Raw genomic sequence first — 26,020 nt, forward strand, 5'->3', positions numbered from 1 at the left:
GTCAGTTGCCCCCCTGCGTCGGAGCGGAGCGCCGCACACCGGGCGGGAGGCAGCCCTCCTCGTTGAAGCCGACCACGCCGAGGTTCACCGACGGCGGCAGCAGGCCGCAGATGTAGACGTCGAACCAGCGGCCGTTGCCGAGGGTGTTCGCGAACACCCGGTAGAACGGCGCCATCAGCGCGAGGCTGCGGTCCAGCGTGTCCTGGTTGCGCTGGAGGACCGTCGTCACCCGGTCGAGCTGCTCCAGCGCGGGCCGCAGCTGCGCCTGGTTGTCGTCCACCAGGCCGGCCAGCTCGCGGGACAGCTCGCGGGTGCCGCGGAGCAGCGCGGAGATCGCGTCGCGCCGCTTGGCCAGCTCCGCCAGCAGCAGGTTGCCGTCCGCGAGGAGCTTCTCGAACTGCTCGTTGCGGTCGGACAGCGTCTTGGTGATCTCGTTGGTGTTGGCGAGCAGCGCGGCCAGCTCCTCGTCGCGCGACGAGATCGTCTTCGACAGCGCCGACAGGCCGTCCAGGGCGCCGCGGACGCTCTCCGCCGAGCCCCGGAAGGTCTCCGACAGCACCTGGAAGCTGTCCGCGAGCTGCTGGGTGTCGATGTCGCCGACCGTGGAGGCCAGGCCGTTGAACGCCTCCTGCACGTCGTACGGCGACAGGGTGCGCTCACGCGGGATCGGGTCGCCCGGGTCGAGCGGCTGCGACCCCTGCGGGTCCAGGGCCAGGTACTTCTGGCCAAGCAGCGTCTTGATCCGGATCGTCGCGGTGCTGCGGTCGCCCACCCAGGCGTCCTTGACCTTGAACGACACCAGCACCCGGTCGCCGGCCAGCTCGACGTCGGTCACCTTGCCGACCTTGACGCCCGCGACGCGCACCTCGTTCGACGGCACCAGGCCCGCGGCCTCGGAGAACTCCGCCGAGTACGTGGTGCCGCCGCCGACGATCGGCAGGTCGTCGGAGTAGAACGCGGCGAGCAGCAGCAGCGCGATGACGGTCAGCGAGACCGCGCCGACGGTGATCGGGTTGCGCTCCCCGCGCGGTGACTGGTCGTGCTTCACGGGCGACACCTCGCCTGGGTGACCGGCAGTGCCGTGATCGGGACGGGGTCGTTGATGATCGGCGGCACGGCCACCTGCCCGGTGCCCTCGCAGAGGAAGAAGTTGAACCAGGACCCGTAGGACGCGGTCCGGGTCATCGCCTCGATCTTGCCGGGCAGCCGCTGGATGACGCCCTCGACCACGGCCTCGTTGTCCGCGAGCGTCTGGGAGACCAGCCCGAGGTTCGCGATGTCGTCCTCGAGCGGCTGCCGCGCCTCCGCCAGCAGGCCGGCCGTGGCGGTGGTCAGGTCGCCGAGCGCGCTGATCGCCTCCCCGATCGGCTGCCGGTCGCCCGCGAGGCCCGTCGTCAGCTCCTGCACCGTCGTGACCAGCGTCGACACCTGCTCGCCGCGTGAGTTCACGGTGTCGAGCACCGCGTTGAGGTTCGTGACGACCTCGCCGATCACCTGGTCGCGGCTCGCCAGCGTGGAGGTCAGCGACGCGGTGTGCCGCAGCAGGCTGTCGATCGTGCCGCCCTCGCCCTGGAGGACCTGGACGATCTCGCTCGACAGCTGGTTGACGTCCTCCGGGTCGAGCGCCTGGAACAGCGGCTTGAAGCCGTTGAACAGCACGGTCAGGTCCAGCGCCGGCCTGGTGCGCTCCAGCGGGATGACGTCGCCGGGCTTGAGCGCCGCCGCGTCGCCCACGCCGTGCTCCAGCGCGATGTACCGCTGGCCGACGAGGTTGCGGTACTTGATCGTCGCGGTCGCCGAGACGGGCAGCGTGCGGTCGCCCTCCAGGGAGAACTCCACCTCGGCGACCCGGCGGTCCACCACCCGGATCTCCTCGACCTGGCCGACCCGGACGCCCGCGATGCGCACGTCGTCGCCCTCGTTGAGCGCGGTCACGTCGGTGAACCGGGCCGCGTAGCCGGTGCCGTCGGCGAAGTTCGCGTTCGAGATGGTCACCGCGAGCAGCGCCGTCGCCAGGACCGTGACGACGGCGAAGACGCCCAGCTTGACCAGGGGCGCGGCCAGCGACCTCATGCCGTCACCTCCGCTCCCCGGTACAGCGGGCCCAGCAGCAGGGCCGTGAAGCTGGGCATCTGCTCCTCCTCCAGACCGACCTCCGGCGCGAGCAGCGCGGCCAGGAAGTCCTGCTCGGCGGGCGAGTTGGCCAGCACCGGCGCGCCGTGGGACGAGGACACGACCGTGCCGTCCTCGCGGATCACGCCGGTGTTCGGCGGCAGCACGCCGTCGGTGGCCGAACGCGCGGGCGGCGGCGACGTGGAGCCGTCCTCCACCGGGCCCTCCGGCGGGTACTGCGGGAACGGGTCGGGCCGCGGCACGATGTCGTAGCAGCGGGGACCGCGCTTGTCGGCGTACTCCGGCTCGTCCTTGCCCGGCTCGTACTTGCCGCGGTTCGCGGTGACCTCCAGCGTGATGTGCAGGCCCGGCTCGTCCGTGCCCTTGCCGAACACCTGGTCCATGATCGGCTTGAACTCGGCCAGGCCCTTGAGCAGGCACGGGTACTCGGGCGCGTACTTCGCCAGCAGCTCCAGCGTCGGCCGCGACACGTCCGCGAGCTGGATCAGGTTGTTCTTGTTCACCGCGAGGAAGCTGTTCACGTCGACCGAGGTGGTGGTCAGCGCCCCGTACACGGCGAGCAGGTTCTCGCGCTGGTCGACCAGCGTGCGGCTGGTGACCGTGGCGTCGGACAGGGCGCGCACCAGGTCGGGCGCGGCGTCGGCGTAGGTGTTCGACACGTCCGCGAGCCGGCTGATGCCCTCCTTGAGCTTCGGCAGCTCGGGGTTCAGCTCCCCCAGGTACGAGTCGAGCTGCACCAGGGTCTCCCCCAGCGGCTCGCCCCGGTTCTCCAGCGCCTGCGACACCGCGGACAGCGTGGTCGCCAGCTTCTCCGGCTGCACCGCCTGGAGCACCGGCATCAGGTCGGCGAGCACCTGCTCCAGCTCGACCGCGCCGCTGGAGCGGTCCTGCTCGATGACGTCGCCCTCGCCCAGCGGCCCGTCCTCCCGCTCGGGCAGCACCAGGTTGACGTACCGCTCACCGAACAGGGTCTTCGGCAGCAGGCGCGCCGAGACGTTCGCCGGGATGTGCCCGACCTGGTCGGGGTCGAGCGCCAGGTCCAGCTCGGCGCCGTCGCCCGAGGTGCGGATGCCGTCGACGTGGCCGACGACCATGCCGCGGACCTTCACGTCCGAGTCGACCAGCAGCTGGTTGCCGACCCGGTCGGTCTTCAGCGTCACCTTCACGACCTTCGTGAACGCGTCGTTGTAGAGCGCCACCGTGAACGTGAGGAACAGCGCGATCACGGCGAGGAACACGACCCCGAGGAGTCGCCTCTTGAGCGTCATCCGGCGATCCTCACCGTCGTCGTCGTGCCCCAGATCGCCATGCTCAGGAAGAAGTCCAGCAGGCTGGTCGTGACGATCGCGGTGCGCACCGCGCGGCCGACCGCGATGCCCACGCCCGCCGGACCGCCGGACGCCCGGTAGCCGTAGTAGCAGTGCGTCAGGATGATCACCACGGAGAAGACGAGCACCTTGGCGAACGACCAGAGCACGTCCACCGGTGGCAGGAACAGGCTGAAGTAGTGGTCGTAGGTGCCCGCCGACTGCCCGTAGAACTCGACGGTGATGAACCTCGCCGCCAGGTAGCTGGTGAGCAGGCCGATCACGTACAGCGGGATGATCGCGACGAAGCCCGCGATGATCCGCGTGGTGACCAGGAACGGCATGCTGGGGATGCCCATGACCTCCAGCGCGTCGATCTCCTCGGAGATCCGCATCGCGCCGAGCTGGGCGGTGAAGCCCGACCCCACGGTCGCGCTCAGGGCGAGGCCGGCCACCAGCGGCGCGATCTCGCGGGTGTTGAAGTAGGCCGACACGAAACCCGCGAACGCCGACGTGCCGATCTGGTTGAGCGCGGTGAAGCCCTGGAGGCCCACGACCGTGCCGGTGAACACCGACAGGCCGACCATCACGCCGATGGTGCCGCCGATGACCGCCAGCGCGCCGGAGCCGAAGCTCACCTCGGCCAGCAGCCGCAGCGTCTCCCGCAGGTAGCGGGTCAGCGTGCGCGGCGTCCAGGCGAGCGCGCGCAGGTAGAACCACAGCTGGTCGCCGAACGTGTCGAGCACCGCCAGCGGCGCGTTCGCCGCCTTGCGGACCCGGTTGCCGATCGTGGCCACCTCAGCTCCCCTTCGCCGGGACGACCTGGAGGTAGATCGTGGTGAGGACGAAGTTCACGAAGAACAGCAGCAGGAACGTGATGACGACGGCCTGGTTGACCGCGTCGCCCACGCCCTTCGGTCCGCCCGCCGGGTTGAGGCCGCGGTAGGCGGCGACGATGCCCGCGATGAACCCGAAGATCAGCGCCTTGATCTCGGAGATCCACAGGTCGGGCAGCTGCGCCAGGGCGCTGAAGCTCGCCAGGTACGCGCCGGGCGTGCCGTCCTGGAGGATCACGTTGAAGAAGTAGCCGCCCATCACGCCGACGACGCTGACCATGCCGTTGAGCAGCACGGCCACCAGCATCGTGGCCAGCACGCGGGGCACCACCAGGCGCTGGACCGGCGAGACGCCCAGCACCTCCATCGCGTCGATCTCCTCGCGGATCTTGCGGCTGCCCAGGTCGGCGCAGATGGCGCTGCCGCCCGCGCCCGCGATGAGCAGGGCCGTCACGATCGGGCTGGCCTGCTGGATGATCGCCAGCACGCTCGCCGCGCCGGTGAACGACTGGGCGCCGATCTGCCGGGTCAGGCTGCCGATCTGGAGCGCGATGACCGCGCCGAACGGGATCGACACCAGCGCCGTGGGCAGCACCGTCACGCTCACCACGAACCAGCACTGCTGGATGAACTCCCGCAGCTGGAACGGGCGGCGGAACGTGCCGCGCACCACGTCGATGCCGAGCGCGAACATGCGGCCGGTCTCGCGCAGGGCCCCGGCGCCGGGGAACGTCGCCGGCGTGCTCACAGCACGCCCCCGTGCCGCGGCCACGGGCTGGGGCTCGCGGGGACCGGCCGGGTGGCGCCCGCCGGCACGCCGTAGTGGCGCTGCTCGTCGGGCGTGAGGCTCGCGATGATGCCCTTCTGCGCGTCCGGCGGCAGGGTGTGCAGGATGCTCATCACCCGGTCCTTGCGGCGGCGGACCGCGCCGCGCGGCGGCAGGCCGGGCGTCGGTTCGAGCTGCGGCACGACGCCGCGCACGTCCTCGTCGGGCGAGCCGTCCGAGTGGCCCGCCTCCTTGTGCGCCAGCTCGGCGGCCATCGTGGCCTGGTCCTTCTCCTCGGACATGCCGATCGGGCCGAGGCGGCGGCCGTTGAGGAACTGCTCCACGACCGGCTCGTCGCTGGTCAGCAGCACCTCGCGGGGCCCGAACATGACCAGCTCGCGGCGGAACAGCATGCCCAGGTTGTCGGGGACGGTGCGGGCCACCGTGATGTTGTGCGTGACGATCAGGATGGTCGCGTCGATCTGCGAGTTCAGGTCGATCAGCAGCTGGCTCAGGTAGGCGGTGCGCACCGGGTCGAGGCCGGAGTCCGGCTCGTCGCACAGGATGATCTCGGGGTCGAGCACCAGCGCCCGCGCCAAGCCCGCGCGCTTGCGCATGCCGCCGGAGATCTCGCCGGGGAGCTTCTTCTCCGCGCCGACGAGGCCGACCATCTCCATCTTCTCCAGCACGACGCGCCGGACCTCGGCCTCGGTCTTGCGGGTGTGCTCGCGCAGCGGGAAGGCCACGTTGTCGAAGAGGTTCATCGAGCCGAACAGCGCGCCGTCCTGGAACAGGACGCCGAACAGCTTCCGGATCTCGTACAGCTTGTGCTCGGAGCAGCGGACCAGGTCCGTGCCGTTGATGACGATCTTCCCGCGCTCCGGCTTGAGCAGGCCGACCAGCGACTTCAGGAAGACGGACTTGCCCGTGCCCGACGGTCCCAGCATCACGCTGACCTCGCCCGGCGGGAGGGACAACGTGACGTCCCGCCAGATGGTCTGCTTGCCGAAGGACTTCGTCAGGCCCTCGACGACCACCTCAGCGCCCATCACACCTCCCGGTCAACGGCACCGTGCCGACGCCGGCCAGGCCGCCGTCATACCGGTGCAACGAGGGCGTCGTGCCGTGGTTACTCGCCAGTTGGCCCAACGGTGTCTCAACTGGGTAACGACGTGACGCCCGCCACCGACCCGACCCTACCCACGAGTAGGCAACTTTTTCCAGTCCGGTCCGCCGACGCGCGCACCCCGTTGAACAGCACGAGGGCGGGCACCCGGTGTGGGTGCCCGCCCTCGGCGGTGCCTGGAGCGCTAGATCACTTGAGCGAGATCTTGGCGCCGGCGGCCTCGAGCTTCTCCTTGGCGGCGTCGGCGACGTCCTTCGCCACGTTCTCCAGGAGCGGCTTCGGAGCGGACTCGACGAGCTCCTTGGCCTCCTTCAGGCCCAGGCCCGAGACGACCTCGCGGACGACCTTGATGACCTGGATCTTCTTGTCGCCGGCGCCCTCGAGGACGACGGTGAACTCGTCCTTCTCCTCCTCGGCGGGGGCGGCAGCGGCGGCCGGGCCGGCAGCGGCAACGGCGACCGGGGCGGCGGCGGTGACCTCGAAGGTCTCCTCGAACTGCTTCACGAAGGAAGACAGCTCCAGGAGGGTCATCTCCTTGAACGCGTCGAGCAGCTCGTCGGTGCTGAGCTTCGCCATGATGGCGGTCCTTTCTTTCAACGCCCGAACTGCGGCCGGGACGCGGAGTTTTCGGGTGTGATCAGCTTTCGGCGGGAGCGTCGGCCTCGTCGGCGGCGGGCGCCTCCGAGGACCTCTTCTCCACCAGGGCAGCAGCCAGGCGAGCGACCTGGGAAGCCGGGGCGTTGAACAGACCCGCGGCCTTGGCCAGGTTGCCCTTCATCGCGCCCGCCAGCTTGGCGAGCAGCACCTCACGGGTCTCGAGGTCCGCGATGGCGGTGACCTCGTCGACCGAGAGCGGGCGGCCATCCATGTAGCCGCCCTTGATGACCAGGGCCTTGTTGTCCTTCGCGAAGTCACGCAGGGCCTTCGCCGCGTCGACCGGCTCGCCTTCGACGAAGGCGATGGCCGTGGGGCCGACGAGCAGGGCTTCGAGGCCCTGGACGCCCGCGTCCTCAGCGGCACGCTTGACCAGCGTGTTCTTCGCAACGGTGTACGTGGTGCCCGCGCCGAGAGCGCGACGCAGCGTGGTGAGCTGCGCCATGGAGAGGCCACGGTACTCGGTGACGACGGCGGCCGAGCTACCGCGGAACTTGTCCGACAGCTCGGCGACGGCCGAAACCTTGCTGGGCTTCGCCATGATCGCCTCCTCTCTGGGCTTTGGTGACCGCCGGGAGAGGGCTCCGCGCAACAAAAAACGCCCCTGCGCAGCAGCACGGGGCGTGACAGACCGGAACGGCCTGCTACTTCCTCGTTCTCCTGCGCGGGTCGCCCGCATCGCGGGGCCTTCGTTCTAAGTCAAATGACATGACTCGGATGACCAGCGGTCTTCGGTGAACCGTTCCCCAGCGTACGGCAGGTGGCAGGCGGCCTCCAAATCGGCATGATGTGACGCGTGACCGAAGAGCCGCCCCGGAACCCGCCGCCACCGGACCTCGACCCGGAACAGCTGAGGCAGTTCCAGGAGTTCCAGAGGTTCCAGGAGTTCCAGCGCTTCCAGCAGGCCCAGGGCGCCGGCGGCCCCCAGGCCCTCCCGCCGGGCCAGTCCCCACCCGGCCAGCCCCCGCCGGGCCAACTCCAGCAACCCCAGCCGTACCCGTACCCCCCGGTGGCCCCACCCCCGCCGCCACCGCGCAAGCCGCTGTGGAAAACCCTGCTGGGCAGCAAGCTCTTCCGCCGCCTGGTGTACCTCGTGGTCGCGCTGCTGATCGCGAACCACTTCTACGGGCAGTACTTCGGCGGCGACGACCCGGGTGACGTGGCGGTGGACAGCGGCGGCGTGGAGAACAACGTCACCGCGCCCCAGACCCCGTACGGCAACAACGGCACGATCGCCCTGTTCTACAAGCACGTCGGCACCGGTGACGGCGGCCAGGCGTGCTCGTACTTCAAGGACGACGGACCGGAGAAGGCGTTCGCGGAGGCATTCGGCGCACCCGACTGCGAGGCCGCGGTGGCCAAGCTGAAGGAGCGGGTGACGGACGTGAGCACCTACCGCCAGCTCGGCTTCCCCGCCGACATGCGCGCCGTGCCCGCATCGGGTTCGGTCGAGGTCAGCTCCTGCGCGCTCACCGTGCGCAGTGGTCCGGCGCTGGGCAAGTTCACGCTCACCAAGCAGCCCAGTTCGAGCTGGGCGATCACCGGCTACGAGGCCGAACCCGCCTGCCCCTGAACGCGGGAGCGCCCCCCGGCACGGGGCCGGGGGGCGCTTCGCGGAGCTGTCGAACCGAGGTCAGGCGGTCGCCTCGTCGGTCAGCAGGTTCCGGGTCCGGTTCGGGTCGACCGGGATGCCGGGGCCCATCGTCGTCGAGACGGTGACCTTCTTCAGGTACCGGCCCTTCGCGGCGGACGGCTTCGCGCGCAGGATCTCGTCCAGCGCGGCGGCGTAGTTCTCGACCAGCTTCTCCGGGTCGAACGACACCTTGCCGATGACGAGGTGCAGGTTGGCCTGCTTGTCGACGCGGAAGTTGATCTTACCGCCCTTGATGTCGACGACGGCCTTGGTGACGTCGGGCGTCACGGTGCCGGTCTTCGGGTTCGGCATCAGGCCGCGCGGGCCGAGGATGCGGGCGATGCGACCGACCTTGGCCATCTGGTCGGGCGTGGCGATCGCGGCGTCGAAGTCGAGCCAGCCGTCCTGGATGCGCGCGATCAGGTCCTCGGAGCCGACCGCGTCGGCACCGGCGGCCTCGGCCTCGGCGGCCTTGTCACCCGTGGCGAAGACGATCACGCGGGCGGTCTTGCCCGTACCGTGCGGCAGGTTCACGGTGCCGCGGACCATCTGGTCGGCCTTGCGGGGGTCGACGCCGAGCCGGATGGCGACCTCGACGGTCGCGTCCAGCTTGACCTTGGACGTCTCCTTGGCGAGCTTGGCGGCCTCCAGCGGCGAGTACAGCCGCTCCCGGTCCACCAGCTCGGCGGCGTTCTTGTACGCCTTGCTGCGCTTCATGCTTCTGTTCCTTAAGTGGATCAGTTGTGGTGGCGAGCCAGCGCGTGGCTCTCCCACGAACTACCGACGTACGGGGGGACGGTCAGCCTTCGACGGTGATGCCCATGGAGCGGGCGGTGCCGGCGATGATCTTCGCCGCCTGGTCCACGTCGTTGGCGTTCAGGTCGACCATCTTGGTCTGCGCGATCTCGCGGACCTGGTCCATGGTCACCTTGGCGACCTTGAGCCGGTGCGGTTCGCCCGAGCCCTTCTCGACACCGGCGGCCTTGAGGATCAGCTTCGCGGCCGGCGGGGTCTTGAGCTTGAAGTCGAACGAGCGGTCCTCGTACACGGAGATCTCGACCGGCACGACGGTGCCGCGCTGCGACTCGGTCGCGGCGTTGTACTGCTTGCAGAACTCCATGATGTTGACGCCGTGCTGACCCAGCGCGGGGCCGACCGGCGGCGCCGGGTTCGCGGCACCGGCCTTGATCTGCAACTTGATTACAGCTGCGAGCTTCTTCTTCTTGGGAGGCATCTCGGTTCCTTCATTGCGGTGTCCACGCGCGGCCCTGCCAGCCGCGGCGTGGCTGCCGACCTCCCCCGCGCACGGGGGAGCCGGATCAGATCTTGGAGACCTGGCTGAACGACAGCTCGACCGGAGTCTCGCGGCCGAAGATCGACACCAGGACCTTCAGCTTCTGGCCGTCCGCGTTGACCTCGCTGATCGTGGCGGGCAGCGTGGCGAACGGGCCGTCCATGACGGTGACGGACTCGCCGACCTCGAAGTCCACCTCGATGGTCGACTTCGTCGGGGTCGCGGCGGCCTTCTTGCCCGCGGCGGGCTTCTCCTCGACCTGGGGCAGCAGGAACTTCAGCACCTCGTCGATGGTCAGCGGCGACGGCTTCGACGTCGCGCCGACGAAACCCGTCACGCCGGGCGTGTTGCGCACCGCGCTCCACGAGGCGTCGTTGAGCTCCATCCGGACCAGGATGTAGCCGGGCAGCACCTTGCGCTGCACCTGCTTGCGCTGGCCGTTCTTGATCTCGGTGACTTCCTCGGTCGGCACCTCGACCTGGAAGATGAAGTCCTCCATGTCGAGCGTCTGGATGCGCGTTTCGAGGTTGGTCTTGACCTTGTTCTCGTAGCCCGCGTACGAGTGCACGACGTACCAGTCGCCGGGGGCGCGGCGCAGTGCGTCGCGCATCTCCTCGGCCGGGTCGGCGGGCTCGGCGTCGATGTCGGCGACCGCGACGGACTCGACGTCACCGCCGGACTCGATGTCGCCGCCGGACTCGATGTCACCACCGGACTCGGCGGTGTCCTCGTCGTCCTCGTCGTCGGCAGCAGCGGAAGCGGACTCCTCGATGGCCTCCGACGCCTCGTCCTGCTCGACGTCCTCGACTCCACCGTCGAAGTCCTGCTCGTCGGTCAGGTCGGTGTGCTCCTGGGCGTCAACGCCGTTCTCGGAGGTCACTGTGGGTCTCGCTTCCTCTCATGCATCACATGTCCGCCGCCACCGGGGCGGTGCGGAGTTCGGCTCAGCCGAACAGCCGGAACATGCCCCAGGCGAAGGCCGAATCCAGGCCGAAGACCAACGCCACCATGAAGGCCACGAAGACCAGCACGACCCCCGTGTAGGTGATCATCTGCTTGCGGGTCGGCCAGATGACCTTCCGCAGCTCGCTGACCACTTCACGGACGTAGCGGACGAGCCGGGCGAAGATGTTGGGACGCTTCTCCGTGTCCGTCCGCGAGCGCGTGGCGCGACCCTTCTTGTCCGCCTCGGCGTCGGAGTCGACCTCGGTCGACTTCTTCGCCTCGACGTCCTTGCGGCCCGCCGGTCGCGCGGAACCACGGCGCTCGCGCCGCGCTGCGGCGGTAACCGGCCGGGAGGCGCTCTCGCGCTCGTCCGGCTGGTCCTGCTCGCGGCCCTCGCTCATGCCGTCCTCCGCTCACGTTCGCGCTTCGACGCAGGGGCGACAGGACTTGAACCTGCAACCTGCGGTTTTGGAGACCGCTGCTCTGCCAGTTGAGCTACGCCCCTTTGAGGTCCCACCGTTGGAACCCCCTGGCTGGAGACGCCCCGCAGCGCCCTCACGTGGCTCGTGAGGCAGCGACTCGGCGTTCCGAGTTCCAGAGCATACGGCACGTCTCACCCCACTTTCCAACTGGCCCGGTCAGAGGGGGTGCCGGCAGGTGGCGCGGTTGTGCGATCTGCCACGATTGGGGCCATGGCCACGCCTGAGACGACCACCGAGTCCACCCCCTCCGAGCTGCCCCGGATCTCCGAGCGCATCGGGGGCATCGCCGAGTCCGCCACCCTCGCGGTGGACGCGAAGGCGAAGGCGCTCAAGGCGGCCGGTCGACCGGTGATCGGCTTCGGGGCGGGCGAGCCCGACTTCCCGACCCCCGAGGCCGTCGTCGCCGCCGCGCAGGCCGCGTGCGCCGACCCGAAGAACCACCGCTACACGCCCGCCGCGGGCCTGCCGGAGCTGCGGGAAGCCGTAGCCGCGAAGACGCTGCGGGACTCCGGCTACGAGGTGAAGCCCGCGCAGGTGCTCATCACCAACGGCGGCAAGCAGGCCGTCTACCAGGCGTTCGCCACGATCGTGGACCCGGGCGACGAGGTGCTGCTGCCCGCGCCGTACTGGACCACCTACCCCGAGGCGATCACGCTGGCCGGCGGCGTCCCGGTGCAGGTCACGGCCGACGAGACGACCGACTACCTGGTCACCGTCGAGCAGCTGGAGGCCGCGCGCACCGCGAGGACCAAGGTGCTGCTGCTGTGCTCCCCCTCGAACCCGACGGGCTCGGTCTACACCCGCGAGCAGGTCGTCGCGATCGGCGAGTGGGCGCTGGAGCACGGCCTGTGGGTGATCACCGACGAGATCTACGAGCACCTGGTCTACGACGGCGCGGAGTCGGTGTCGCTGCCGGCGGTCGTGCCCGCGATGGCGGACCGGACGATCGTGCTCAACGGCGTGGCCAAGACGTACGCGATGACCGGCTGGCGGGTCGGCTGGCTGATCGGCCCGGCGGACGTGGTGAAGGCGGCGGCGAACCTCCAGTCGCACCTGACCTCGAACGTGTCGAACGTCTCGCAGCGCGCGGCCCTGGAGGCCGTGTCCGGGTCGCTGGACGCGGCGCACGAGATGCGCGAGGCGTTCGACCGGCGGCGGCGCACGATCGTCGAGATGCTGTCGGCGATCCCCGGCGTCGAGTGCCCGACCCCGAAGGGCGCGTTCTACGTGTACCCGTCGGTGAAGGCGCTGATCGGCAAGGAGCTGCGCGGGACGACGATCACCGACACCGTGCAGCTGGCCGCGCTGGTCCTGGAGCACGTCGAGGTGGCCGTGGTGCCCGGCGAGGCGTTCGGCACGCCCGGCTACCTGCGCCTCTCGTACGCCCTGGGCGACGACGACCTCAAGACCGGCATCACCCGGATGGCGGAGCTGCTGTCCGAGGTGAAGTAGCGAGGACCGACCGACCCGTTCACGAGGCACCCCGACCGGGGTGCCTCGTGGCGTTTTCGAGCACGCCGCGGCGACGCGTGATCATTGGTGATCCGCATCACCCCGATGCCCCGTCGCACCCGACCCTCCGTAACCCGTTCGGGCGAAGCTGTAACCGCGGGTCGTGTCACACCGATGGTCCATTCAGCCCCACCGGTCCACGTCCGAGGAGACCCATGCCGGAGCCCGAACGGCCCGCACGACCGCGCTTCCGCACGTGGTCCGTTGTCGCAGGCGCGGCGGCGCTGGTGATCGGGGCGGTGGCCCTCGTGCTGTGGACCACCCGCCCGGTACCACCGGTCCGGGTGGTCTACGAGGTGCGCGGCGCGGTCGAGCGGGCCACCGTCACCTACTCGACGTTCCAGCGGGACGGCACCGGGACGCGCCGGGAGGAGCTGACCGCGCTCCCCTGGCGCAAGGAGCTGGTCGTGCCCGACGAGCCCGTCGGCGGCGTCCTCACCGTCACCATCGGCCAGGGCGGCGGGGACGTGGCGTGCGAGGTGACCGTGGACGGCGTCGAGCGGCGCTCGGCCACGGCCACCGGCGCGCACGCCAGCGCCCTTTGCGACGGCTTCTGAAGCCCTCGGGAGGGGCGCGGGAAAGGGTCGGGGAGGGCCCTAGCGCAGCCGTACGCGGGCCGACGCGCCGCCGAGGACCGACTTGCCCTCGAACGAGGCCGTCACGTTGACCTTGAACGTCCCGTCCTCCAGGACCTTGGTCACCTTGCCCGTCACCTCCACGAGCGCGCCCTCCTCGTCGTCGGGCACCGGGACGGGCCGCCCGAACCGCACGCCGTACTCGACGACGGCGCCCGGGTCGCCGGTCCACGCGGTGACGATCCGGCCGGCGAGGCCCATGGTGAGCATCCCGTGCGCGATGACGCCCGGCAGGCCGACCTCGCGGGCGAACCGCTCGTTCCAGTGGATCGGGTTGAAGTCGCCCGACGCGCCCGCGTAGCGGACCAGGTCGGCGCGGGTGATGCGCAGCGACAGGGGTGGCAGCTCGTCGCCCACGGACACGTCCGACGCCGTGATCACGAGCCCTCCCCGCGCACCACGAGGGTCGACCTGGCGGTGGTGACCGGTTCGCCGTCCTCGGTGGCGATCTCGGCGCGCAGCGCCAGCATGTCGTTGCCCATCCGGGAGGTGATGCCGTCCACGTGCAGCGACACGGACAGCCGGTCGCCCGCCGTGATGGGGCGGTGGTGGACGAAGGTCTGGTCGCCGTGCACCACGCGGCTGTAGTCCAGGCCCAGCTCGGGGTCCTCGACCAGCACGTCGTTGATCTTCAGCGACAGCACGACCGCGAACGTCGGCGGCGCGATGACGTCCCGGTAGCCCAGGGCGCGGGCGGCCTCCGGGTCGCGGTGCGCCGGGCTCGACTCCCCCACCGCGTCGGCGAACTCGCGGATCTTCTCGCGGCCGACTTCGTAGGGGGGCGACGGCGGGTAGGAACGTCCGACGTAGGACTGGTCGAGAGGCACGGCACGCAGGTTATACGCGACGAGGCCCGTCCCCACGCGGGGGACGGGCCTCGGTCGGAGGTGGTGCTACCGGCTCAGCGGGTTTCCTTGTGAGCGCGGTGGGTCTTGCAGTTCGGGCAGAACTTCTTGATCTCCAGGCGGTCCGGGTCGTTGCGCCGGTTCTTCCTGGTGATGTAGTTCCGGTGCTTGCACTCCTCGCACGCGAGGGTGATCTTGGGGCGTACGTCGGTTGCAGCCACGGTCCTTGCCTTCCTAGAGCGCGTGTACCCCGGTTCCCCAGTGCGGGCTTACCGCCTGGCGGGGATCTTGCGAGTAGCGGTGGCCGGACTTGAACCGGCGACACAGCGATTATGAGCCGCTTGCTCTACCAACTGAGCTACACCGCTGTACACAAGTCAGCCGCGATGCTTGAGCACCGCGGCCGGTTGTGGAGCCCCTTTACGGAATCGAACCGTAGACCTTCTCCTTACCATGGAGACGCTCTGCCGACTGAGCTAAAGGGGCTTGCTCTTGCAGCGAGTAGAACTCTACAACACCACTCGCGCAGAAGAGAAATCGGGGGTCCCGATCAATGCACCAACGTGAGCACCGTCTCATCCCGGGCACCCCTGACCTGCACCGTCCGCGCCCGCAGCCACGCCTCGAAGCGCTCCTCGGACAGCGGCCGGGAGATCAGGTAGCCCTGCGCCACGTCGCAGCCCATGGCCACCAGCTGGTCCCGCGCGGCGTCGTCCTCCACGCCCTCGGCGACCACGGTGAGGCCGAGCGAGTGGCCCAGCTCCACGATCGAGCGGACCACGGCCATGTCGCCGAGGTCGGTGCCCATGCCGAGCACGAAGCTCTTGTCGATCTTGACCTCGTCCACCGGGAGCTGCCGCAGGTAGGCCAGTGACGAGTAGCCGGTGCCGAAGTCGTCCACGGCCAGCACGACACCCATCTGGTGCAGGCGCCGCAGCACGGGCAGCGCGCGCTCCGGGTCGGCCATCACGCCGGACTCGGTCAGCTCGAACGTGAGCAGCTCCGGCGGCACCCCGTGCTTGACCAGGGCCGCCGCGACGCGGTCGGGGAACTCCTCGTCGGCGAGCGTGCGCACGGACAGGTTGACCGCGATGGACATCCGCAGCCCGCGGTCGATCCACCGCCGCACCCGCTCCAGCGCCTTGTCCATCACGAAGTCGGTGAGCACGTCGACCAGGCCGGTGGCCTCGACGGCGGGCACGAACTCGTCCGGGTCGACGCGGCCGAACTCCGGGTGCTTCCAGCGCACCAGCGCCTCGCCGCCGATGACCTGGCGGCTCGGCAGGGCGACCTTCGGCTGGTAGTGCACGGAGATCTGGCCGTTCTCCAGGGCCGAGCGGAACTGCGTGACGAGCTGGAAGCGGCGCAGGAAGATCTGGCCCATGCTCGGCGCGTACTGGCGCAGCGGCTCGTTCTCGCTGGTCGCCCGCACGGCCACGTCGGCGCGCTGGAGCAGGGCGTCGGGGTCGGGCTCCTCGACCTCGCAGTCCGCCGTGGTGGCCCAGCCGACGACGGCGCCCGCCTCGACGGTGAGCCGGTCGACGGGGTACGGCACGGACAGCGCGGCGCGCAGCCGTTCGGCGATCTCCCGGACCCGCCCGGTCTGCCGGTCCACCAGCAGCGCGGCGAACGCGCCGCCCTCCAGGCGGGCCAGCGGCACCTCGGGGCCCAGCTCGTCGCGCAGCCTGCGGCCGGCGGCGACGACCATCCGGTTGGCCCAGGTCTGGCCGAGCGCGTCGGAGACGGTGGACAGCACGTCGAGGTCCACGCGGACCACGACGGCCGTCTCGGCCTGGCGCATCGGCTCGCTCGCGGCCTCGCGGAAGCCGGGCCGGTTGAGCAGGCCGGTCAGCGGGTCGTGGTAGGCGTCGTGGCGCAGCCGGGCGAGCAGCCTGCGGTTGTCCACGGCGGTCGACAGGTGGCTGGCGAGCGTGCGCAGGAGCTGGATGTCGGCCTTGCCGAAGCCGCGCCACCGGCTGAGCCGGTCGTGCACCTCGACCGCGCCGAGCAGCTGGGTGGCGCCGCGCAGCGGCACGACCAGCGCCTCCTGCGCGTCGCGGCGGGCCAGGGCCTCGGCGGCCTCCTCGCCCGCGTCGACGACGCGGAAGTACCGCACCTGCGCGCCGGGCAGCTGGAGCAGGGCGTCCTCGCGCAGCACGCGCGGGTCGTCGCGGCGCATCCCCGGCGGCAGCGGCTCGCCCGACACGAAGCTGCGCATCGGCGCCTGCGGGTCGGTGCGCAGCCGCAGCACGACGCGGTTGGAGTTGAGCTGCTCGCGGATGCGGTCGGCGATCAGCTGCCACTCGTCGTCCTCGGCGTGGCCGTCGCCGGCGTCCGGGGCGGTGCCGCGCGGGCCGGTGGCGTGCCTGCCGGAGCGGGCGACGCGCAGCGAGACCTCGCTGAGCGCCTCCAGGTCCCGCTGCTCGCGCAGCAGGCCCGAGTAGGCGAGGTAGATGGCCGTGATGCCGGCGAAGACGAGGCCGATGAGCAGGCCGCCCCACGGCACGCGCGTCGCGACCTCGTAGCCGACCAGGCCGGCGGAGGTGTTCAGCAGCGCCACCACGAGGGTCTGCGCGACCAGGCGCACCGCCGGGCCGAGCCGCATGCCCTTGCGCATGATCCGCAGCGCGGTCAGGCCGAGCAGGCTGGCCAGCAGCGGCACGGCGATGGTGCCGACGAACGCGCCCGCCCAGATCGGGCCGCTGCGGCCGAGCAGGTCCTTGACCCACTCGGCGACCGCGAAGGCCACCGAGATCTCCATGAACATCAGGCCGGCGTTGTAGACCGCCCGGTCGAGCACGCGGCGGCCGAGCAGCGTGCCGACGCCCGCGACCACGTGCGCGGCGAGCACGACCTCGAACGGCGCGACGAGCAGGCCGAGCACGAGCGGGATCTCGGTGAACGAGATGGTCCAGGCCACGCCGCTGCGCACGTCGACGTTGATGGCGAGCTGCTCGGCGAGCAGGAAGCCGACGACGAGCAGCGGGCCGGTCCACAGCAGGCTCGGCGTGGCGGAGTTGTCGGGCAGCCAGGTGCCGACGGCGAACGCGGACAGCCCGCCCGCGACGAGGAGCAGGGCCGCGAACGCGCTGAAGGAGCGGTTCGTGGACCGGGACGGCGCGGTGGGCGCCTCGGCCGACGCGTCGTCGGACATCCAGCCTCCTCGTCGGCCGTCGTCTCGGTGGGCCGGGTCGCGGCCTGCGGGCTCCTGGCGTGACTGAGGGGTCCCGAACGTGGACCAGGACCCCTCCAAGGCTGCCAATGTACCCCGGTCGGGGGACGAAATGGCAGGTCGTAGGACGGATTACCACGAAAGGTGACGACGCCGTTCACACTTTCAGCAGCCCCCGCACCACCCCGACGACCGCTCCCGGAACCCCGTCCCGATCATGGCCGGGCAGGGTCCGGACCTGCCCGCGGCGGGGAGATGCCTGCTCAGCCGACGCGTCGCCGCACCCGGGTCGGAACGCCTGCCGCGGGACGCCCGGAACCGGTTACGGGAACCTCCGGGACTCCGCAGGGCCGCCCGCGTCACCCCATCCGGTTCCGGACGGTCACCGCGCGTTCACCGGAACGCGGTCACCGCGCCCGGTCAGCCGGACGCGGTCAGCCGGACGCGGTCACCGCGCGCCGGGCGCACCGCCCCTCAGACGCCGACCAGCTCCCGCCGGGCCACCCCCGGGTCGCGCCGCAGCGCGTCGCGGACACCCTCCAGCACCCGGCACGCCTCCGCGGCCGCCGCGTGCTGGGCGGCCCCGCTGCCGATCGCGTCGCGCAGCGCGAGCCACACCGCCGCCTCGTCGTCGCGGACCGCGCCGAGCAGGTCGTGCCGCTCGGGGTACGGGTGCAGCGCGATCTTGCCGACCAGCCCCCTGAGCGCGGCGAAGACGTCCTTGGGCAGGTCGCCCGCGAGCCGTTCGAGCTTGGCGGTCAGGTCCACGCCGGCCAGTTCGGACGACGACAGCGGTCCGAAGTTCAGCACCGCGGCCAGCCCGTACTCCAGGTCGTCCACGGCGTTGAGCAGCGCGCCGACGTCGGCGGGCGCGGCGGTCGTCCGCCGGGGCGAGCGACGGCGCCCCGGGAACCGGACGACCAGGCCGAGGGCCACGCCGGTCGCGAGGGCCGCGAGGGCGATGAGGGTTTCGCTCATGGCCCCAGTCTCGACCCGCCGGCGGCCCCCGCCCCGCCGGTCCGCGACAGCGGGTCGATCGGACCGGCCGACCGGTCGGCCGCACTTCGGTTGGGCCGATCAGCGGAACCGGTCGGCGTGCCACCGTCGTGCGAACCGGCCTCCCGACCGGGTGATGCCGCCTGGGCCACCCGAGTGAACTGGGGGCGGAGGGGTACTCGCGGCGCGGGGCCGGACCTCCTGTGGAACGAGGGGTAGCGATGATGGGCACAGCGGGCGAGGGGGTCGCCGTGATCGTGGTGAGGGAGCTGTCCGGGCGGGCCAGGTCCATGCTCCGGGCCGTCGCGGCGGGCAGGGCGCAGCTGTCGGGGGGGTGCGAACCGGACCTCTACGTGGACGGGCTGCCGTGCTGCGACCAGATGGTCACGCACGACCTGGTGCACGCGGGGCTGCTGCGGGCGCGCCGGGCGGTGGGCCTGGACGAGCGGGTGGACGCGGAGCTGACCGAGGAGGGCAGGGCCGCACTCGCATAGCCCTCGAACAAATGTTCGACATGGGTTATGCTGCAGGACGAGGCCGGCACGCAAGCGAGAGGAAGCGCTTGCGCGCCGGCCTCACCCCGTCGCGAGGTCGTACGGGGTGACGTCGGCGACCGGCACGTACCCGAGCCGCTGGTAGAGGGCGTTGCTGGTGGCGTTGGCGGGGTCCGCGAACAGCACGACGTGCGTCGCGCCCGCGTCCAGCGCGGCCCTGCTCACCTCGACCGTCACGGCCGCCGCGTAGCCGCGCCCCCGGAAGCGCGCCGGGGTGTAGACGGGGTCCACCCGCACCATGCCGCCGACCACCGCCGTCGAGCCCGCCATGGAGACCGGCGTGCCGTCCGGCGCCTCCCAGAACGTGTAGCGCTTGTCCGCGTAGCGCGTGCCCGCCCAGGCGTCGGCGTCCACGACGGGCTCCTCCCCCACCGCCTCCATGAACCCGGCGCACCACCGCACGACCTGCTCCCGGTCCCGCGGCGCCGCGCCCCGGCCGGCCGGGAACGGCTCCGGCGGGGTGAGCGCGCCGAGGCGGTAGAGGCGCACCCGCACGCCGGGCGTCGCCACCGCGCCCGTGCGCCGCCCCCAGGCCCCGGCGAACGCGACGGCCGTGCCCTCGACCGCGGAGACCCCGGAGAGGGTGAGGCCGAGGTCCGCCAGGTGGGCCGCGAGGCCGTCGGCCACCTCGGCGGGGACCGGGGTGAGGGCGAGGCGACCGGTCGCGCGCCGGCAGAAGACCGCGCGCACCCCGTCCGCCGACTCCAGCCGACCGAAGAGCACGTCCTCGCCCACTCCCCGCTCCCGCCACTTCGCGACCGTCGTCAGCAGCATCGTGTGCAGGTCGGGCCGCGACCGCAGGAAGTCCCACGCCCCGGCGGAGAAGTCGTCGACGTCGTCGGTGAGGTACCAGCCGTCCGGGCGCATGGCCCCATGATCACCCGCGCGCCCCGCCCACCGGCGGAGGACGCGAAAAAGCCCCCGTGACCGGTCGTGCCGGTCACGGGGGCTTTCACGTGGTGTGGCGGGTAGAGGATTCGAACCTCTGTAGCTTTCGCGACGGATTTACAGAGTCCCGCCTGAACCACACCTGACCAGCGCTTACAGCTCTCGGCACGGTCACTTCGGTACGTCCTCGGCACAGACGCCCACTGAACCCCTGCCTGCAGCAAGCCCCGTCCGGCCTGACTGGCGTGTCGTCAGGAAACACAGCCACGCCAACCGACGATGATGCGGACATGCCTGAGGACCGCCCCGCTCCGGTGCCGTTATCCAGCCCGGCCCCTGGCGAGCAATCCGCCACCCGTACGCCTGTGCCGCTGCCGACACCATCCACGTCACGCACGTCACTGGAGCCGATGCCGCGCAGGGTGATCGCGACCGTGGCGGCTGTGATTGCCACAGCAACGATCGGCCTGGTGGTGGCGCTGTGGTGGGTGGGCACCGCGGGCCTATCCGGCGCGGAGCTGGTGAACGCGCGATTCAACGCGCTGCGCACCGGGCTGAGCATCGGAGTAGGCGGAGGCGGGATCTTCGCGCTGTACCTGGCGTGGCGACGCCAATATGCCACCGAGATCGGGCTGGTACAGAAGGAACGCGACCAGGCCGACGTCGTCCGCGCCTACGAACTGCAACGCGAGGTCGCAGCCACAACCGAACGCGATGCCGAAGCACGCCGAATCACCGACCTGTACGCAAAGTCTGTGGAACAACTCGGATCGGACAAGGCTCCAGTACGTCACGGCGGCCTGTACGCCCTGGAACGCCTCGCACAAGACCATCCTGAAAAGCCAGCCTTGCGCCAAACCGTGGTCAATGTGCTCTGCGCCTACCTCCGCGCTCCCTTCGACATTCCTGGTGACCCGCCTGACGCGAGCGCCGATCAGGCCGCCCGCGTCGAACACCGCGAACGAGTTCAGGAACGGGAGGTTCGGCTAACCGCCCAACGCATTCTCACCACGCACGTGAATCCTGACAGCGACACAGACCAACCTACAATGACCTTCTGGGCAAACACCGATTTTGACCTCACCGCCGCGGTCCTCATTGACTGGGACACGCGTAAGTGCCTATTGCGTAATGCGACATTCCGTGGAGCCACGTTCACCGGGGATGCCACGTTCAGCGAAGCGACGTTCACCGGGAACGCCGCGTTCGATGAAGCGACGTTCACCGGAAACACCCGGTTCGACGAAGCGACGTTCACCGGGGACGCCGCGTTCAGTGAAGCAACGTTCACTTGGAACACCTCATTCATTAAAGCGACGTTCACCGGGGACGCCTTTTTCGACGAGGTGACGTTCACCGAGGACGCCTGGTTCGGCGGAGTGACGTTCACCGGGGATGCCTCATTCACCGGAGCGACGTTCACCAAGAACGCCGTGTTCATCAAAGCGACGTTCACCGGAAATACCTGGTTCAACGAAGCGACGTTCACCTGGAACGCCTTGTGCAAAGAAGCGACGTCCCGTCATGACCCTGCGGTCAAATCCTCTTACTCCAAATCATGGCCCGCCGGATGGCAACTCTCACTCGACCATACGGCCATCGAAGGCCGCCAGGGCACTTGGCATCGCATTCTGGCTACTGACGATGACTCCACCTCTCCCGAGGACCTTACTTTCGAGTCTATTGACGACTGATCCCCGGACTTCCGTACGAACCACAGTGACCACCGTCCACAGCTTACGACGTCGTCACTTCGGTACGCATCCGGCATGAGCAGTCCCGAGCGGGCCTCAAGCGACTTCCGACCACGTCGCGAGCGTCCGACAGATCTGCGGGAAACTCGCTGCCGTAGTCCATGCGGGGTCGCCTATAGGACCGGTAACCTCGGTAACCTCAGTAACCGTGCAGGTCAGAGTCTCCCAGGAAGGTGGCCAACCAAGATCGGGTTACCCACGGAACAGTAACTACACCGCGAAGCGCGGCTCTACAGTGCCCCGCGAGGCGCGAGAGCAAGCTAGTCCTTCATCACGACCATCACGCCAGCCATGGTTGCCATTCGATCGGTAACCGCAACTTGGTCGGTTACGCCTGAGCGAGCCGCTGACCTGCACAGTTACCGAAGTTACCGAAGTTACCGATCCTGGAGAGGGCCATGAACTACCCCCTAGTGTGTCGCATACCGAACTAGTTCGGCAGCACTTATCCATGTCCCGATGTGCAATTCGGTTTTATTTTAAGTAAATAAATGAAAGGTTCGCTGATGCCACTCGGACAGTCCTCAACAGAGCCTACATGGTGGCAGATAGTCCCAGCCGTAGTACAAAGTATCTTTTGGATTACCGTAGGCACAGTAACCGTCCTAACTTATCTACATGCAAAGAAAACCGTTCTACAGCCACTCAAAACGGAAGTTTACAAAGCCCAAATAGAACTAACCAAGGATCTAATAGCCTTGTTCGTCGACAAGACAGAGCATGATATCTACAATTACTTCGCCCTGGAAAAACTCTACTTTGCAAATATGCAAATGATGGTAGACGAGTACATCCTGACAAAGTTTGGAATCAAGGTCGACCAAAGTGCTCGCGCGTACAGTACCGACAAATGCCCCATTTGGCGGGTAAAAGCCGAGGCCATTGAGGCGGCAGATGAGTACACAACTCCTGAGAAAAAAGATATCCCACGCAAAGAGTGGGCAAGATACAAAAATATGTCAATCGCTATACCGAACGAAACAACAGCCGCTCTCAACGAAGTCGAAAAATTCTTGAAACACCCATTGCTTCCTAATGAATGCTCGATCGCCCTGCAGAAGCTAAAAGATGCGGTAGACCAGAAAATAGCAACCCTTGGAACGGCACTGGAGATTGCGGCACAAAAGATGGAAGAGGCTGTGCCGAACAAAGAAACGCTAGACAAGTTCCAGACCGGCTGGATTCACTATATCTGGAACTCGAACCACATAAGTCTCGAAACTCCAGTCAGCGAACTTATCGAATTTACGCGCGCCTACTTTGCGTCTGACCAATTCTTCTCCGGAAGCAAAAAGGGATTCAGTTTCAAGGTCTGGAAGGGGCGGCAAAATCCTAACTCGAAGATTCGGAAGACGAATAACTAAGCGATCTAAAATCCTAACTCCCCTCTCTTTTTAAAACGATCCGACAAACGATTGAACAACCATGCATCAGCCGCCCGAAATCTGTCTCAAGCTAGTATCACCGCGTCACAGCGTTGGAAGGCATGCCACCAGCCGTCAAGGTCCTGACCTGCTCCACAGCGACCGAGTAGCACAGGCTGTTGGTACCCGGAACCGTGCGCGCGGAGTGAGGGCTAATGATGAGCCCCGGACAGGTCCACAATGGATGTCCCGACGGCAGCGGCTCCGGATCTGTGACGTCTAGAGCAGCGCGCAGTCTGCCGGCTCGGAGTTCGGCAATCAAGGCGTCGGTATCCACGATTTGGCCGCGCGCGACGTTCACCAACAACGCACCATCATCCATCGCTGACAGAAAGGCATCGTTCACCAGTCTGTGCGTTGCAGCGGTTAGCGGCGCGGTGATGACGACGATATCGTGACCTTTGACGAGGCTTGGAAGTTCGGAGGGGGCGTGAACGCCCTCACGGGCAGTGCCCGCTACGAGGGTTGATGTCGCGTTGAACGCCATGAGTCGCTTAGCCACCGCAAGACCGATATGCCCAGCACCCACGATAAGGGTACGTTTGCCGTCGAGCGTATCCGCCTGGAATCGACGGTGTGCCCACTCCCTTTCGTCTTGGAACCTTACAAGCGCTGGCCACTGCCGCAACTGTGTGAGTATTGCCGAGAGGACCCACTCAGACACCGGGCCAGCGTGAGCACCACGGGCACTTGAGAGAGTCACATGCGCCGGCACATGACTAGCCCATTCGTCCACCCCTGCTGACAGGAGTTGGACCATACGCAGGTTCGGCAACTGTTCGAGCAGTCGGATCGGACGGTGACTACTCCGGTACGGGGGAATCAGGATTTCGGACTCGCGTTGCCTGTCCGTCAACTCGGAGACGTTCGGGTCATAAGTACACACCTCGATGCCGTCCAGGCTCGACAGCTTCTCCACTCCGACTTCGTCATCAGGTTCGTTGCTGACGAGCACTCGCATCGTCTCTCCACTACAGCGCGTCGGTCTACTTGAGCAAGCTACTTCAGGTTAAGCACTACCGGCCAAGGCCTTGACCAGCTCACGCGCTTGATCCTGTAGCGGCGCACCCGACGCGCTGTTGTCGATAACGGAGTGCTCGACCGGCGGACGGAAGTCAACGTCGATCGCGGACAAATACTCCCTCCAGTTGCTCAGCTTGGCCGCATCGCGCGCTGCTCCACGATGCCGGATGTAGGTGTGCATGGTGTCCGCGTCGCAGTAGACCCACACAACAGACACCTTCGCGCCCACCTCACGGCAGGTCGCTTCAATGCGGTTCAGCCACGCAAGGTCTTTGAACTCCTTGATGAACGGCGCTGTCACGATGGCGCTGTTGCCGCACTGGACGTTCTCCGTCAACGCGTTGATGAGCGCTTCGTACTCACGCGGCCGGATGCGGGACAGGTACTCCGCCGACTCCCTATCGTGGGGGGAGCACCCGAGGATCTCCAGCGCCGCTTCAACGACCGGACGCGTCAACGTGTCCTTGTCGAGCATCGGCCACCCGGTCTCACGGGCCAGCACGCGCCCCAGCTCGGTCTTGCCGCTCCCCGCATACCCACCGACCAGCAGCACGTGCGGGGCGGTCGTCCGCACCTCGGCGTGCGCGGCCTGGTCCGGCGCGTTGACGACTCGTCCTGCCCGCGGCTTGCTGGTGATGACGTTCTCGCTGGCGAGCAGCTTCATGGCTTCGTTGATCGTGAAAACGCTGACGTCCCACTGCTGGGCCAGCTCACGTGTGGACGGCAGCGGCTGACCGTCTCGCAGCAGGCCGGCCGCTATCTGGTTCCGGATGTTCCGCGCCACCTGCTGGTGCAGGGACTCGCCACGCGACACGCGTGGGTTCTGGCTGGACATGCCACCTCCGGTCCACTCGATGTGGAGCCTCAGCATACCAGCGACCTAACAGAGCGCTGACCAGCATCACCGCAGGCAGAACGCATATTTGCGGAGAGTTCCCACCTAACAGTTGACCTGCTTACCATTCAACTGTTAGCTTTCTCTCGTCGCCACTGTGGCGACGACCACACGGGAGGAAGTGCGATGTACCTCGAAGAGGACGAGTACCGGTTCAGCCCGGACGGGCTGACGGAAGACTCGATCGACGCCCTGATCGCGACCGTCGCCGACGAACTGACCGAGCTGCCCACCGCCACAACGGCGCTGCTGGACGGCACGGCCCGCCACCAGCGCGACCGGCGAACCGTCGAACGCAAGCTCGGCGGCATCGTGCGCGTTCTGCGCATCTACGGCCCGGTGTTCGAGAACGACTCCACCGCGTCCGCTGCCTAATCCCCTCACCAGCAACGAAAGCGAGCACGCAGCCATGAGCACGATCCGTCTGACCTCCGACGCCGTCCTGTTCGCCAAGCACGACGACCGCCTGTTCCTGCTGATGATCGAGCGCGGCTGGGACCCGTACGCGGGCAAGTGGGCGCTTCCGGGTGGCCACGTGGACGGCGATGAGGACTTCGCCGACGCCGCCGCGCGGGAGCTGGTGGAAGAGACCGGCCTGACGATGCCCGCAGGTGCCGAACTGGTCGGCGTGTACGGCACGGCGGGGCGCGACCCGCGTGGCCGCTACGTGTCCTGGGCCTACATGTCGGTCCTGGACCACCTGCCGACGCCGCACGCCGCCGACGATGCCCGCGCCGCCCGCTGGGTGCCGCTGGCCGAGGTCATCACCGACCTGGAGTCGCTGGCGTTCGACCACGACCGCATCGTCATCGACGCCCTGGCCCGGCTGGGCATCGTCCTGCGCTTCGGCAACGTCATGAAGATGACCAATCGCCTGGAGCCCGGCGACGTGGTCACCCGCGACCACCCGGAGTTCTCGCCGACCTGGTGGCGCATCGACAGCCCCGCCGGCACCGACGACGCGGGGGTCATGCACTTCGCCGCCGAGTGCGTCGGCAGCCCCGACGCCGCCTTGATCGGCCAGTGCGGGCTGTTCAGCCACCCCGGCAACCGCACGGCCTACCTCAAGCACTGACTTTGCCCGGACCGGCGGCCCACTCCCGCGAAGAAGACGCCGCCGGTCCGGCCCACCCAACACCGCCCCAG

At 68.6% G+C, this 26,020-nt stretch carries 28 protein-coding genes and 3 tRNA genes; 8 read left to right on the plus strand and 23 right to left on the minus strand.

The window, feature by feature from the left end; genetic code table 11:
• Window position 1 precedes the first annotated feature (1 nt).
• From ACRAKJ_RS39350 to rplJ, 8 genes are all read right to left on the minus strand, one after another.
• Window positions 2–1,048, minus strand: coding sequence for an MCE family protein (locus ACRAKJ_RS39350; protein WP_438920496.1), 1,047 nt, complete (start codon window positions 1,046–1,048; stop codon window positions 2–4).
• A complete protein-coding gene (locus tag ACRAKJ_RS39355) occupies window positions 1,045–2,073 on the minus strand; it encodes an MCE family protein (RefSeq protein ID WP_438920497.1) in 1,029 nt (342 codons plus the stop codon). Before ACRAKJ_RS39355 ends, ACRAKJ_RS39350 begins: the two co-directional genes overlap by 4 nt.
• The gene (locus tag ACRAKJ_RS39360; protein ID WP_438920498.1) at window positions 2,070–3,401 is read right to left on the minus strand and encodes an MCE family protein; all 1,332 of its coding nucleotides are present in this window, start codon (window positions 3,399–3,401) and stop codon (window positions 2,070–2,072) included. Before ACRAKJ_RS39360 ends, ACRAKJ_RS39355 begins: the two co-directional genes overlap by 4 nt.
• Entirely contained in the window at window positions 3,398–4,237 is an 840-nt protein-coding gene (locus ACRAKJ_RS39365) for an ABC transporter permease (RefSeq protein WP_438920499.1), read from the minus strand. The genes ACRAKJ_RS39360 and ACRAKJ_RS39365 overlap by 4 nt, the downstream gene beginning before the upstream one ends.
• Before the next feature lies 1 nt (window position 4,238).
• Window positions 4,239–4,970 carry an ABC transporter permease gene (locus ACRAKJ_RS39370; protein ID WP_438920515.1) on the minus strand — a complete coding sequence of 244 codons (732 nt, stop codon included), beginning with the start codon at window positions 4,968–4,970 and terminating at the stop codon, window positions 4,239–4,241.
• Window positions 4,971–5,020: 50 nt separating this feature from the next.
• On the minus strand, window positions 5,021–6,091 hold the full coding sequence (locus tag ACRAKJ_RS39375) for an ATP-binding cassette domain-containing protein (RefSeq protein ID WP_438920500.1): 1,071 nt from the start codon (window positions 6,089–6,091) through the stop codon (window positions 5,021–5,023).
• 266 nt (window positions 6,092–6,357) lie between these two features.
• A complete protein-coding gene (gene rplL, locus ACRAKJ_RS39380) occupies window positions 6,358–6,744 on the minus strand; it encodes a 50S ribosomal protein L7/L12 (protein ID WP_438920501.1) in 387 nt (128 codons plus the stop codon).
• 61 nt (window positions 6,745–6,805) lie between these two features.
• The gene (gene rplJ / locus ACRAKJ_RS39385) at window positions 6,806–7,363 is read right to left on the minus strand and encodes a 50S ribosomal protein L10 (RefSeq protein WP_438920502.1); all 558 of its coding nucleotides are present in this window, start codon (window positions 7,361–7,363) and stop codon (window positions 6,806–6,808) included.
• A gap of 255 nt (window positions 7,364–7,618) precedes the next feature.
• Here rplJ and ACRAKJ_RS39390 point away from each other — a divergent pair, with 255 nt between their 5' ends.
• Complete coding sequence (locus tag ACRAKJ_RS39390) at window positions 7,619–8,395, plus strand: hypothetical protein (protein WP_438920503.1); 777 nt, start codon at window positions 7,619–7,621, stop codon at window positions 8,393–8,395.
• A 60-nt stretch (window positions 8,396–8,455) separates the two neighbouring features.
• On the opposite strand, the gene rplA is transcribed toward ACRAKJ_RS39390, so the two are convergent.
• From rplA to ACRAKJ_RS39415, 5 genes are all read right to left on the minus strand, one after another.
• Window positions 8,456–9,172 (minus strand): 50S ribosomal protein L1, encoded by a 717-nt coding sequence (gene rplA / locus ACRAKJ_RS39395; protein ID WP_438920504.1) that lies wholly within the window; start codon window positions 9,170–9,172, stop codon window positions 8,456–8,458.
• An 82-nt stretch (window positions 9,173–9,254) separates the two neighbouring features.
• Window positions 9,255–9,689 (minus strand): 50S ribosomal protein L11, encoded by a 435-nt coding sequence (gene rplK, locus ACRAKJ_RS39400; RefSeq protein WP_306743667.1) that lies wholly within the window; start codon window positions 9,687–9,689, stop codon window positions 9,255–9,257.
• 85 nt (window positions 9,690–9,774) lie between these two features.
• Complete coding sequence (gene nusG, locus ACRAKJ_RS39405; protein WP_438920505.1) at window positions 9,775–10,629, minus strand: transcription termination/antitermination protein NusG; 855 nt, start codon at window positions 10,627–10,629, stop codon at window positions 9,775–9,777.
• 64 nt (window positions 10,630–10,693) lie between these two features.
• Window positions 10,694–11,095: a preprotein translocase subunit SecE gene (gene secE / locus ACRAKJ_RS39410; protein ID WP_438920506.1), complete on the minus strand. Its 402-nt coding sequence runs from the start codon at window positions 11,093–11,095 to the stop codon at window positions 10,694–10,696.
• A gap of 31 nt (window positions 11,096–11,126) precedes the next feature.
• Window positions 11,127–11,199, minus strand: a tRNA-Trp gene (locus ACRAKJ_RS39415).
• 187 nt (window positions 11,200–11,386) lie between these two features.
• On the opposite strand from ACRAKJ_RS39415, the gene ACRAKJ_RS39420 reads away from it, so the two are divergent.
• The gene (locus tag ACRAKJ_RS39420) at window positions 11,387–12,628 is read left to right on the plus strand and encodes an aminotransferase class I/II-fold pyridoxal phosphate-dependent enzyme (protein WP_438920507.1); all 1,242 of its coding nucleotides are present in this window, start codon (window positions 11,387–11,389) and stop codon (window positions 12,626–12,628) included.
• Window positions 12,629–12,843: 215 nt separating this feature from the next.
• Window positions 12,844–13,245 (plus strand): MmpS family transport accessory protein, encoded by a 402-nt coding sequence (locus ACRAKJ_RS39425; protein WP_438920508.1) that lies wholly within the window; start codon window positions 12,844–12,846, stop codon window positions 13,243–13,245.
• A 39-nt stretch (window positions 13,246–13,284) separates the two neighbouring features.
• On the opposite strand, the gene ACRAKJ_RS39430 is transcribed toward ACRAKJ_RS39425, so the two are convergent.
• From ACRAKJ_RS39430 to ACRAKJ_RS39460, 7 genes are all read right to left on the minus strand, one after another.
• Complete coding sequence (locus ACRAKJ_RS39430) at window positions 13,285–13,704, minus strand: MaoC family dehydratase (protein ID WP_438920509.1); 420 nt, start codon at window positions 13,702–13,704, stop codon at window positions 13,285–13,287.
• Window positions 13,701–14,150 carry an FAS1-like dehydratase domain-containing protein gene (locus ACRAKJ_RS39435; RefSeq protein WP_438920510.1) on the minus strand — a complete coding sequence of 150 codons (450 nt, stop codon included), beginning with the start codon at window positions 14,148–14,150 and terminating at the stop codon, window positions 13,701–13,703. Before ACRAKJ_RS39435 ends, ACRAKJ_RS39430 begins: the two co-directional genes overlap by 4 nt.
• Before the next feature lie 74 nt (window positions 14,151–14,224).
• A complete protein-coding gene (gene rpmG, locus ACRAKJ_RS39440) occupies window positions 14,225–14,389 on the minus strand; it encodes a 50S ribosomal protein L33 (protein WP_015105301.1) in 165 nt (54 codons plus the stop codon).
• Between the two features lie 74 nt (window positions 14,390–14,463).
• Window positions 14,464–14,536: transfer RNA gene (locus tag ACRAKJ_RS39445), tRNA-Met, on the minus strand.
• A gap of 42 nt (window positions 14,537–14,578) precedes the next feature.
• A tRNA-Thr gene (locus ACRAKJ_RS39450) sits at window positions 14,579–14,654 on the minus strand.
• 64 nt (window positions 14,655–14,718) lie between these two features.
• Complete coding sequence (locus tag ACRAKJ_RS39455) at window positions 14,719–17,322, minus strand: EAL domain-containing protein (protein WP_438920511.1); 2,604 nt, start codon at window positions 17,320–17,322, stop codon at window positions 14,719–14,721.
• A gap of 492 nt (window positions 17,323–17,814) precedes the next feature.
• A complete protein-coding gene (locus ACRAKJ_RS39460; protein WP_438920512.1) occupies window positions 17,815–18,318 on the minus strand; it encodes a hypothetical protein in 504 nt (167 codons plus the stop codon).
• 239 nt (window positions 18,319–18,557) lie between these two features.
• On the opposite strand from ACRAKJ_RS39460, the gene ACRAKJ_RS39465 reads away from it, so the two are divergent.
• Window positions 18,558–18,830, plus strand: coding sequence for a hypothetical protein (locus ACRAKJ_RS39465; RefSeq protein ID WP_438925496.1), 273 nt, complete (start codon window positions 18,558–18,560; stop codon window positions 18,828–18,830).
• A gap of 81 nt (window positions 18,831–18,911) precedes the next feature.
• Here ACRAKJ_RS39465 and ACRAKJ_RS39470 read toward each other — a convergent pair whose 3' ends face one another.
• Window positions 18,912–19,757, minus strand: a complete 846-nt coding sequence (locus ACRAKJ_RS39470) for a GNAT family N-acetyltransferase (protein ID WP_438925497.1) — start codon at window positions 19,755–19,757, stop codon at window positions 18,912–18,914.
• Between the two features lie 311 nt (window positions 19,758–20,068).
• Here ACRAKJ_RS39470 and ACRAKJ_RS39475 point away from each other — a divergent pair, with 311 nt between their 5' ends.
• Together ACRAKJ_RS39475 and ACRAKJ_RS39480 are read left to right on the plus strand one after the other, a co-directional pair.
• On the plus strand, window positions 20,069–21,472 hold the full coding sequence (locus ACRAKJ_RS39475) for a pentapeptide repeat-containing protein (RefSeq protein WP_438925498.1): 1,404 nt from the start codon (window positions 20,069–20,071) through the stop codon (window positions 21,470–21,472).
• 758 nt (window positions 21,473–22,230) lie between these two features.
• Window positions 22,231–22,896: a hypothetical protein gene (locus ACRAKJ_RS39480; protein ID WP_438925499.1), complete on the plus strand. Its 666-nt coding sequence runs from the start codon at window positions 22,231–22,233 to the stop codon at window positions 22,894–22,896.
• A 97-nt stretch (window positions 22,897–22,993) separates the two neighbouring features.
• Here the strand turns inward: ACRAKJ_RS39480 and ACRAKJ_RS39485 are convergent, their stop codons facing one another.
• A complete protein-coding gene (locus ACRAKJ_RS39485) occupies window positions 22,994–23,917 on the minus strand; it encodes an NAD(P)-dependent oxidoreductase (RefSeq protein WP_438925500.1) in 924 nt (307 codons plus the stop codon).
• A gap of 48 nt (window positions 23,918–23,965) precedes the next feature.
• Window positions 23,966–24,814: a GntR family transcriptional regulator gene (locus ACRAKJ_RS39490; protein WP_438925501.1), complete on the minus strand. Its 849-nt coding sequence runs from the start codon at window positions 24,812–24,814 to the stop codon at window positions 23,966–23,968.
• Between the two features lie 186 nt (window positions 24,815–25,000).
• Between ACRAKJ_RS39490 and ACRAKJ_RS39495 the strand changes: the two genes are divergently transcribed.
• Window positions 25,001–25,249 carry a hypothetical protein gene (locus tag ACRAKJ_RS39495; RefSeq protein WP_438925502.1) on the plus strand — a complete coding sequence of 83 codons (249 nt, stop codon included), beginning with the start codon at window positions 25,001–25,003 and terminating at the stop codon, window positions 25,247–25,249.
• Window positions 25,250–25,283: 34 nt separating this feature from the next.
• The gene (locus ACRAKJ_RS39500) at window positions 25,284–25,949 is read left to right on the plus strand and encodes an NUDIX domain-containing protein (protein WP_438925503.1); all 666 of its coding nucleotides are present in this window, start codon (window positions 25,284–25,286) and stop codon (window positions 25,947–25,949) included.
• The last annotated feature ends 71 nt before the right edge of the window (window positions 25,950–26,020 follow it).

This window comes from Saccharothrix sp. DSM 118769, assembly GCF_052936295.1.